The organism is Methylobacterium sp. CCH5-D2 (genome assembly GCF_001556475.1).
Classification (GTDB): domain Bacteria; phylum Pseudomonadota; class Alphaproteobacteria; order Rhizobiales; family Beijerinckiaceae; genus Methylobacterium; species Methylobacterium hispanicum.
In genome coordinates, this window is sequence record NZ_LSIX01000088.1 from 1 (window position 1) to 10,303 (window position 10,303).

At 71.0% G+C, this 10,303-nt stretch carries 7 protein-coding genes; 5 read left to right on the plus strand and 2 right to left on the minus strand.

Annotated features, from left to right (window positions below):
* Together AX737_RS01945 and AX737_RS01950 are read right to left on the minus strand one after the other, a co-directional pair.
* Nucleotides 1–2,490 (minus strand): glycosyltransferase family 2 protein, encoded by a 2,490-nt coding sequence (locus AX737_RS01945; protein WP_066918575.1) that lies wholly within the window; start codon nucleotides 2,488–2,490, stop codon nucleotides 1–3.
* Nucleotides 2,491–2,575: 85 nt separating this feature from the next.
* The gene (locus AX737_RS01950) at nucleotides 2,576–3,388 is read right to left on the minus strand and encodes an ABC transporter permease (RefSeq protein ID WP_066918577.1); all 813 of its coding nucleotides are present in this window, start codon (nucleotides 3,386–3,388) and stop codon (nucleotides 2,576–2,578) included.
* Between the two features lie 245 nt (nucleotides 3,389–3,633).
* Here AX737_RS01950 and AX737_RS01955 point away from each other — a divergent pair, with 245 nt between their 5' ends.
* The 5 genes from AX737_RS01955 (at nucleotide 3,634) to AX737_RS01975 (ending at nucleotide 10,282) form a co-directional block, all read left to right on the plus strand.
* Entirely contained in the window at nucleotides 3,634–4,521 is an 888-nt protein-coding gene (locus tag AX737_RS01955) for an SMP-30/gluconolactonase/LRE family protein (protein ID WP_066918579.1), read from the plus strand.
* Between the two features lie 70 nt (nucleotides 4,522–4,591).
* Nucleotides 4,592–6,424: a glycoside hydrolase family 15 protein gene (locus tag AX737_RS01960; protein ID WP_066918581.1), complete on the plus strand. Its 1,833-nt coding sequence runs from the start codon at nucleotides 4,592–4,594 to the stop codon at nucleotides 6,422–6,424.
* Between the two features lie 82 nt (nucleotides 6,425–6,506).
* Nucleotides 6,507–7,484 carry a TIGR03885 family FMN-dependent LLM class oxidoreductase gene (locus AX737_RS01965; RefSeq protein WP_066918583.1) on the plus strand — a complete coding sequence of 326 codons (978 nt, stop codon included), beginning with the start codon at nucleotides 6,507–6,509 and terminating at the stop codon, nucleotides 7,482–7,484.
* Nucleotides 7,485–7,872: 388 nt separating this feature from the next.
* On the plus strand, nucleotides 7,873–9,084 hold the full coding sequence (locus AX737_RS01970) for an ABC transporter substrate-binding protein (RefSeq protein WP_066918585.1): 1,212 nt from the start codon (nucleotides 7,873–7,875) through the stop codon (nucleotides 9,082–9,084).
* A gap of 325 nt (nucleotides 9,085–9,409) precedes the next feature.
* A complete protein-coding gene (locus AX737_RS01975; RefSeq protein ID WP_066918588.1) occupies nucleotides 9,410–10,282 on the plus strand; it encodes a branched-chain amino acid ABC transporter permease in 873 nt (290 codons plus the stop codon).
* Nucleotides 10,283–10,303: the final 21 nt, after the last annotated feature.

Below are 10,303 nucleotides of genomic sequence, written 5' to 3' on the forward strand. Positions count from 1 at the left end.
TCACAGCCCCGCCCGCCCCTCGGACGCGGGCTCGTACGCGACCTCGATCTCCGGCGGCGCCTCGGGGCGCACCTCGGCCAGACCGGCCGGGTCCTTCCAGGGGATCGCCACGCGCGGGAACTCGGCGAGTTCGAAATCGCCGCTCCGGGCGGAGAAGGCCGGGTTGTAGAAGGGATCGCGCAGGCCCTCGCGACCCCAGCGCGCCTCCATGAGCTCCGCCTCGCGGCGCAGGCGCACCACCTTCGTGGGATCGACGTCGCGCCCGCGGCTGACCGATTCCTTGTGCACCAGCCGGATGCCGGGGTCGCAGATCACCTTGAGGCCCCGTTGGCGCAGCTTCAGGCAGAGATCGACGTCGTTGTAGGCGACCGCGAACGCCTCATCCATGCCGCCGACCGCCTCGTAATCGGCCTTGCGCAGGAAGCAGCAGGCGGCCGTGACCGCCACGAACTGCTGCAGCAGCACGCTCTTGCTGAACTGCACGTGCGCGTCGTCCGCCCGGCCCGCATGGGCGTGGGTGGCGATGCCGTAGGGGCCGACGCCCGTGTAGACGCCGAAATGCTGGACCGCCCCGTGCGGGTAGAGCAGGCGCGCGCCGACCGCGCCGACGTCGGGGATCGACAGGAAGGCCCGGGCGCGCTGGAACAGGTCCTGGCTCAGCACCTCGGTGTCGTTGTTCAGGAGGCAGACGATCTCGCCGCGCGCCCGCGCCACGCCGAGGTTGCACAGGTGCGGGAAGTTGAACGCTGTCTCGGAGCGCACCACGGTGATGCGGGCGCGGTCACGGCGCAGCCCGTCCAGGTAGGCGAGCGTTCCGGGATCATCCGAGAAGTTGTCGACGACCACGATCTCGACGAGCGGGTCGCCGACCGCCAGCAGGGACTCGATGCAGGGCCGCAGGAGGTCGAGTCCGTTGCGCGTTGGGATGACGACGCTGATCCGCTTCGGGTCGGCGACGCCCAGGGTGCGCACGGCCGCGATCCCGGGACCCGGGCCGTCGATCGATTCGAGCGGGTAGCCCATCCGCTCGAAATGGCTGTCGATCGCGCGCTTGGCCGCCGCGAAGGCGTAGGATTTCTGGCCGCCCCCGAGGGCGGTCGAGCCGGGGAGCTGGCGCCAGCGGTAGAGCACGTGCGGGATGTGCACGATCTCGGCCTCGGCGCAGCGCTCCATGCAGCGCAAGGCGAGGTCGTAGTCCTGGCTGCCCTCGTAGCCGACGCGGAAGCCGCCGACCGCCTCGAACAGGGCGCGCTCGTAGACGCCCAGATGGCTGAACATGTTGTGGCCGTACATCAGGAAGCGGTCGAAGGCTCCCTTCCGGTAGGGCTGGGCCCGGCGCCCCTCGAGGTTGATCTTGTCCTCGTCCGAGAACAGCATCCGGCAGCCGGGATGGCGGTCGATGGCGTCGGCGACCGTCCAGAGCGCGTGGTCCGGCAGCAGGTCGTCGTTGTCCATCAGGACGAGGAACCGGCCCCGCGCCAGGGCGGCGGCCGCGTTCGAGGCCTGCGAGATGTGGCCGTTCGTCTCGCGGAAGACGGGTCGAATGCGCGGATCCTCGGCGGCGAGCCGGCGGACCACGTCGCGCACGGCGAAGTCCCGCGAGGCGTCGTCGGCGAGGCACAGCTCCCAGTGCGGATAGGTCTGCCGCTGCAGGCTGCGGATCGCCTCCTCGAGCAGGTCGAGCGGCGGGTCGTAGACCGGCATCACCACGGAGAGGAGCGGCCGCTCGGCGAAGGCCGCCATGCGGCCGTCCATCCAGGCCCGGTCGGCCTCGCCGAGCCGGTCGTCCCGCTCGACGACGCCGACGTAGCGCGGATCGGAGGGCGCGGACTGCGCGTGGTCGGCGAGCAGGCCGCACCCGATCGCGGCCGCGAGCGCGGATTGCGGGCGCTCGGCCGCGGCATCCTCGGCGACCGCGTCGCGCCGGTCCTCCAGCGCGGCCAGCACGCCCGCGACCTTGGCCCCGGTCAGGCGTTGCCGCTCGGGCGCGGGCAGGCGGAACAGGTGATCGAGGAGGTCGCGCAGGTCCGAGCGCTGCACGAGGCAGGCATGGATCGTGGCCGGGCCCACGATCTGGTTGTGGAATTCCAGGCGCAGGCCGCGCACGAATTGCGGCAGCGGCACGTGCAGGGTCCAGCGCGTGCCCGCGTCGGGCCGGCGCAGCGGGACGGTGTGCTCGGGCGCGAACCCCGCGCCGTAATCCACCGCCAGCCAGGGCGGCCCGTTGACGGTCTCGGCCTCGATGTCGAGGACGACCTGCACCGAGAGCGCCGAGGCCGCGAGATAGGGCTTGATGCCGAAGCCGATCCGCGCGCCGGGAGCCAGCACGACGCGGCCCCGGCCCGAGACCGTCAGGTTCTCGCACCGGGCCCCCGTGATGCCGGCGACGCGGCCGGCGAAATCGGGCGTCCCCCCGAACGGACCCAGGCTCCCCTGCCCCGTCGCGATCCGCCGGAGCGCGGCCCGCAGGCCCTTGATCGTCAGTCCCACACGCAACCCCGGCTCGGCCGCATCCGCGGCGCGGGCCGGCGCGGGGCGCCGGCCCGAAGATGACACGCTCAAGGCCCTCGCGCGGCTACGACAGCCTGCGGACCACGAACCGCTCCATGAGCAGGCCGATGCTCAGCGTCGTGAGCCCGAACATGATCACGTAGAAGTAGTCCACCTGGACGTCGAGTGTCGGATAGTACCCCAGCCGAACCCACTCGATGATCTGCACGGCCGGGTTGTACTTGAAGATCGCGTAGAGCTGCTCGGGCAGGTAGTTGGGCAGGAACATCACGCCGCTGGTGATGTAGATGATGATGTTGAACAGCACGTATCCCAGTGCCCAGGTGGGAAAGAACGCCATGATGCAGACGTTCACGAAGCCGATCCCGATCCCGAGCAGGATCGCCGCCAGGAAGCCGGTCACCGCCGTGAAGGGGTCGGCCGGCCGCGGATCGATGCCGAGCGCGGTCAGGATCGCCAGCACGGTGATCAGGGTGAGCGAGCCGCTCACGATCTCCACGAGCAGGCGGGCGATGATCACGTCGATGAGCTTGACCTGCGGGTAGTAGGTCAACGGCCGGTTCGCGCCGACCGACTTCATCACCTCGCGGGACATGTACTGGTAGACCAGCACCGGAACCGCGCCGCTGGCGAAGAAGATCGGGCTGCTCTCGCCGATCGGCGCCGGGACCTTGCGGAAGTAGTAGATCGCCACCAGCATGAAGACGTGGGCGCAGGGCCAGAGCACGACCACCGCGTAGCCCCAGTAGGAGGCGCCGAAGCGCGTGCGCATGTCGCGCAGCATCAGGGCGTGCAGCACGCGCAGGTAGGATTCGGTCGCGCTCAGCCGCGGCGCGGCTTCGGGGAGCGCGAGGGCCGGCTGACCCGGGTAGCTCATGGCGTCTTGCGTCTCTCGGCTCGGGGCGTCCGCCACCGGTTAAGCCGCAGGCTCTGCGGGGGCAACACGTCGAGAGTATGGCCTTGCGGCGCGGGGCGCGCACACCCGGGATTAATCCCCGCGCCGCGCGGGGCGCCGCACGCCGCGGTGCGCCCGCGCACCCGGGCCGGCGCGGGGCGCGGCGCGGCCGGAACCGCGCTCCCTCCCGGGACGTCGTCCTGCGCAGTCAGCCAGGAAAAAGAGCCTTGCAGCCAGCGCGCGTCCGCATCCTCGACACGTCCCGCTGCCATCTCGGCGAGGGGCCGAGCTACGATCCGGCGACCGATACGGCGTGGTGGGTCGATATCCCGGAGCGCCGGCTGTTCGAGCTGCGCCTCGGCGAAGCGGGTCCGGCCCGGATCCACGCGCTGCCCGTCATGGCGAGCGACGTCGCGGCGATCGACGACCGGCGGCAGCTCTTGTCGGCCGAGGACGGCCTCTACGTCCGGACGATCGCGGATGGCGGGCTCTCGCTCTGCTGCCCGCTCGAGGCGGACGACCCCGGCACCCGCTCGAACGACGGGCGCGTCCACCCGGCCGGCGCCGTCTGGATCGGCACGATGGGCCGCGACGCCGAGCCCGGGCGGGGCGCCATCTACCACGTCGCCGGCACGCGGGTGACGCGGCTCTTCGCCAACCTGACGATCCCGAACGGCATCGCCTTCTCGCCCGACGGCGCGACCGGCTACTTCGTGGATACGGACGAGGGCGTGCTGCGCCGGGTCGCCCTCGACCCCGCGACGGGCCTGCCGACGGGCGAGCCCGAGACGCATTACGACCATCGCGGCGGCGCGGGCGGCATCGACGGCGCCGCGGTGGACGCCGAGGGGCTGATCTGGACGGCCCGGTTCGGCGCGGGCTGCCTCGACGCCTACAGCCCGGCCGGCGAGCGGGTGCGCACGGTTCCGGTGCCCCCGTCCCGGCCGACCTGCCCGACCTTCGCGGGCCGCGCGCTCGACTGGCTCCTCGTGACCTCGGCTTACGAGGGCATGGACGCGGCGGAGCGCGGAGCCGACCCCGAGCACGGCCGCACGCTGCGGGTCGATGTCGGCGCGCGGGGCTTGCTGGAGCCCGCCTTCCGGCTCGCGGACTGAGCGGCCCTCGCGGCGGACGACGACGGCGACCGTCCGGGAGGCGGCGCAAGGCAAGGAGGGGGGAAGAGCCATGCCGGGATTCGACGACGAGCGCGACTACCAGCCGATCGAGGCCTACGCGCTCCTCAGCAACTGCGAGGGCTGCGCGCTGGTAGCGCGCGACGGCGGGATCGACTGGGCCTGCCTGGAGCGCTTCGACGCCGACCCGACCTTCTCGCGACTGCTCGACCGGCGGCGCGGGGGCCACTTCACGCTGCGGCCCGCCGAGCGCTTCGAGACGGCGCGGCAGTATCTGAGCCGCAGCAACATCCTCGAGACCACCTTCACCACCGCGACCGGCTTCGTCACCCTGCACGACTTCATGGTCGGGCCGGAGGGCGGGGCGGACCGGCCGCGCCTCGTCCGGCTCGTCGCCGGCGTCTCGGGGCGGGTGCCGATGGTCGCGGTCTACCGGCCGCTCGCGGGCTTCGCCGAGGCGGCCGCGCCGCTCGCCGCGACGGACGGGCGCGTGGCGGCGAACGGCTGCCCCGGGCTCGTCTCCGACGCCGCCTTCGCGGTCGAGGACGCGGGCGCTGTCGCCCGCTTCACCCTGGAGGCCGGGCAGGAGCGGCGCTTCGCGCTCTATCCGGGCGCCACGCCCGACGCCCCGCCGGACGCCCGCGCGCTGATGGAGGAGACCCGCCGGGCCTGGGTGCTGTGGACGCAAGGGGCGGCCTATGTGGGGCCGCTGGCGGGCGAGCTGATGCGCTCGGCCCTGGTGCTGAAGGCGCTGACCTACGCGCCCTCGGGGGCGATCGTGGCGGCGGCCACCACCTCGCTGCCCGAGGAGGTCGGCGGCATCCGGAACTGGGACTACCGCTTCTGCTGGATCCGCGACGCCTGCCTGTCCTTCTACGTCCTGAAGAAGTTTGGCATGGTCCGGGAGGCGGAGGCCTTCTTCGGCTTCGTCTCCGACCTGTGCGCGCGCGCCGAGGGCCGGCTGAAGCCTCTCTACGGCATCGCGGGCGAGGACGATCTCGGCGAGGTCACGATCTCGCATTTCGAGGGCTGGCGCGGCAGCGCGCCGGTGCGCCACGGCAACGAGGCCGCAGAGCAGCACCAGGCCGACGCCTACGGGCAGGTGCTCGACCTGCTCTACCTCTACGAGCGCCTCGGCGGCACGCTGCCGGAGGCGATGCGCGCGCACGGCGCGCGGCTGGCCGATATCTCGGCCGCGCACTGGGCGGAGCCGGATGCGGGCCTGTGGGAGCCGAGGAAGCCCGAGCAGCGCTACCTGCACGCCGCGATCATGAACTGGGTCGCCCTCGACCGGGCGATCCGCCTGTTCGGCGAGCGCCCGCACTGGTGCCGCGAGCGCGACCGGATCGTCGCCTGGGTCAACGGCGAGGCCATCCACCGCGACGGCCACTATCCGCAATATCTCGGCACCGACGAGCCGGACGCCGCCCTGCTCGTCGCACCGATGGTCGGCTTCCCCGTGGACGAGGCCGCCTTCGCCCGCACCGTCGATGCGGTGATCGCGCGGCTCGGCCACGGCCACCTCGTCTACCGCTACCGGAACGACGACGGCCTGCCGGGCCACGAGGGCACCTTCCTGCTCTGCGCCTTCTGGCTCGTCGATGCCCTGCTCTGGCTCGGCCGCGACGCGGAGGCCCGCACCCGTTTCGACGCGCTGCGGGCGCTGCAGAACGATGTCGGGCTCTACGCCGAGGAGGCGGCGGAGGACGGCGGCTTCCTCGGCAACTTCCCCCAGGCCTTCAGCCATCTGGGCTTCATCCACAGCGCTCTGACGCTCGACCTCTACGACCATGGCGGTCGGGCGGCCGTGCAGGGCACCTACGCCGACCGCTCCCTGCGCGAGACCGATTCGCGCCGGGCGCCGCGCATCGCCGGGGCGGATTGAGGCGTTTGCCCCGCCGCACGGAAGCGCGGGCCGGGCGTTTCCATCGACATCGACAGACCCCACGGCGACCGGGAGACCAGGTTTGGCACGCATCGGCTACCACGCGTCGCACGAGCAGCACGCGCCCTCCGCGCTGCTGCGCCATGTCCGGGCGGCCGAGGCGGCGGGCTTCGCCTGCGCGATGTCGTCCGAGCACTTCAAGCCGTGGAGCCGGGCACAGGGCCATTCGGGCCATGCCTGGTCCTGGCTCGGGGCCGCGCTCGCCGTCACCGGGATGCCGTTCGGGATCATCACCGCGCCGGGCTACCGCCACCACCCGGCCGTGCTCGCCCAGTCGGCCGCGACGCTCGCCGAGATGTTCCCCGACCGCCTGTGGCTGGCGCTCGGCAGCGGGCAGCGCCTCAACGAGGACGTCACCGGCCTGCCCTGGCCGGAGAAGGCCGAGCGGACCGAACGGCTCGGCGAGTGCGCGGCGATCATCCGGGCGCTCTTCGCGGGCGAGACCGTGACGCATCGCGGCCGCGTCACGGTGGTGGATGCCAAGCTCTACTCGCGGCCCCGGACTCCCCCGCTCCTGGTCGGCGGCGCCGTCACGCCCGCGACCGCGCGCAAGGTCGCGGCCTGGGCGGACGGGCTCGTCACGGTCGGGATCGATCCGGAGAAGCTGCGCCCGGTGCTCGACGCGTTCCGCGAGGGCGGCGGCGCGGGCAAGCCGGTCTTCCTGCAGACGAAGGTGTGCTGGGACCCCGATCCGGCCCGCGCGCTCGCCGAGGCGCACGCGCAGTGGGCGAGCAACGCCATCGAGGGGGACGTGAACTGGGAGCTGCGCACGCCCGAGGAGTTCGAGACCGCCGCACGCTTCGTGCGGCCGGAGGACATCCACGCCTGCGTGCGGGTCTCGGACGACCTGGGCCGGCACGCGGCCTGGCTCGCGGAACTGGCCGAGCTGGGCTTCGCGGAGATCATCGTCCACCAGGTCGGAGGCAGTCAGGAGGCCTTCTTGGAGGCGTTCGGCCGCGCGGTCCTGCCCGCCTTCGCGGACCCCGCCCGGGCCGGCTGAACCTCGCGCGCCGATCCGCGCACCGACGCATCCGTCGGCCGGGCTCGGAACGGGGGCTCGGAACGGGACGATCCGTCGCCGGCACGGTCGCGGCGCCGTTCGCGCGGACGCGCGTCGGCACCCGAAGAACCACGTCCCATCTCGGAGGGCACGAACGTAACGCGACGTTCTGCCAAGCGTGCGGTTTAATCCCCGCCGCGATGCGCGCCCGATACCCAGCCGCGCTGCTTTGTCATCGCGGTTCGGCAACATGCCCACATCATCGGCAGTAAAAACCCAGCTCCGCTCCCGTCGGCCGCTTGACGGTCGATCTGAATTCAAGGCACCTGAATACAGAGTGCCACATCGAAGGGCACGCCGCGCGAGCGGCCTGTTGGGAGAGGAAACGATGCGATTTACCGTAGGCGCGTCCGCGCTCGCGCTGAGCTGCGCGCTGGCGCTCACACCGGCCCGCGCCGCCGATCCGATCAAGATCGGCCTGACCGGCCCGTACACGGGCGGCTCCTCCTCGATGGGCGTGTCGATGCGCGACGGCGCCAAGCTCGCCGCGGCCGAGATCAACAAGGCCGGCGGCGTGCTCGGCCGGCAGATCCAGCTCGTGGAGCGGGACGACGAGGCCAAGAACGAGGTCGGCGCGCAGGTCGCGCAGGAACTCATTAACAAGGAGAAGGTCGTCGCCACCGTCGGCTTCATCAACACCGGCGTGGCGCTGGCCGCCCAGCGCTTCTACCAGGAAGCCGAGATCCCGGTGTTCAACAACGTCGCCACCGGCACGATCATCACCAACCAGTTCAAGGAACCGGATTACGACGCCAACTACGTCTTCCGGAACTCCGCCTACGACGTGCTCCAGGCCGGCCTGATGGTGGACGAGGCCCTGGCGCAGGGCCACAAGAAGATCGCGGTGCTGGCCGACTCGACCAATTACGGCCAGCTCGGCCGTGAGGACATCGAGAAGTACCTTGCCACCAAGTCGATCAAGCCGGTCGCCGTCGAGAAGTTCAACATCAAGGACGTCGACATGACGGCCCAGCTGCTGAAGGCGCAGCAGGCCGGCGCCGAGGTCATCCTCGCCTACGGCATCGGGCCGGAGCTGGCCCAGATCTCCAACGGCATGGCCAAGCTCGGCTGGAAGGTGCCGATGATCACGAGCTGGCCCTCTTCGATGCAGAGCTTCATCGATATCGCGGGTGCCAACGGCAACGGCGTGATCATGCCGCAGACCTTCATCGAGGATCAGACGCTGCCGAAGCGCAAGGCGTTCCTCGAGAACTACTACAAGACCTACGGCGTGACGAAGATTCCGACCCCGGTGGCGGGCGCTCAAGGCTACGACTCGATCTTCCTGCTGGCCGCCGCCATCAAGCAGGCGGGCGGCACCGACGGGCCGAAGATCCGCGCCGCGCTCGAGAACCTGAACGAGCGGGTCGAGGGCGTCGTCACCACCTACGAGAAGCCCTTCACGGCCAAGGACCACAACGCGATCTCGCGGAACATGGTCGTGTTCGGCAAGGTGCAGGACGGCAAGATCGTCTACGCCAAGCCCGAGGACGCCAAGAACGCGGGCGTCGTGCGCCTCAAGGAGAAGAGCTCGAACTGAGCTCGGCTATGGCCGCCGCCGGTCACGACCGGCGGCGCACTAACGTAGCCCGAACACAGGGCACGCGCGAACCACGACCGTGCCGGACGTGTTGGCCACCACCGCCGTCATTCCGGGGCGCCGCAGGCGAACCCGGAATCCATGAACACCGAAGCGGCAGGACGAGGCTCTGCGGTGTTCATGGATCCCGGGTTCCGCTGCGCGGCCCCGGGATGACGAAGCGGGGTCGGCATCGAAGCGGCCAAGCCGGAAGACGGCAACCCCACCCATCGATCCGGCGGCGCTATCCGCGGATCCCAGACTTCCACCCCCTCACGGCGCACCCATGGCCATCCTGCTCCAGCTCATCGCGTCCGGCGTCGCGGTCGGCATGATCTACGCGGCGATCGCGTTCGGCTACCAGCTGACCTTCGCCACCTCGAAGACGCTGAATTTCGGCCAGGGCGAGGCGCTGGCGCTCGGCGCCCTGTTCGGCCTGACGCTGGTGCCCTTCACGGGCTACTGGTTGATGATCCCGCTGGTCCTCGTCTTCGGCTTCGCGCTCGGCGCCGTGGTCGAGCGGCTCGGCGTCCGCCCGGCCGTGAAGATCAAATCCGAGTACGGATGGATCATGGCCACCATCGCGCTCGGCATCATCTTCAAGAACGTCGCCGAGAACGTCTGGGGCCGCGACGACCTCAAGTTCCCCTCGCCGCTCCCCGAGGAGGCGATCCAGGTCGCGGGCATCCGCATCCTGCCGATGGAGCTGCTGATCGTGGCCGGCGCTCTGCTGATGATGCTCGCGGTCGAGATCTTCAACCGCAAGTCGATCTGGGGGAAGGCGGTCGTCGCCACCTCCAACGACATCGACGCCGCCGGCCTGATGGGCATCAACACCCAAAAGGTCATCACGCTGTCCTACTCGATCAGCGCCATGACGGCGGCCTTCGCGGGCGTGCTCGTCGCTCCCGTGACGCTCACCGGCGCCACCATGGGCGCGGTGCTGGCCCTGAAGGCGTTCGCGGTGGCGATCATCGGCGGCCTCGAATCCGGCCTCGGCGTCATCGTCGGCGGCCTGATCCTCGGCGTCGCCGAGACGCTCACCGGCTTCTACATCTCGACCGGCTACAAGGACGTGCCGGGCCTGATCCTGCTTCTCGTCGTTCTCTCGATCCGCCCCGTCGGCCTGTTCGGCAAGGCGGTCATCAAGAAGGTCTGAGCGTGTTCCCCCGCCTCCCCC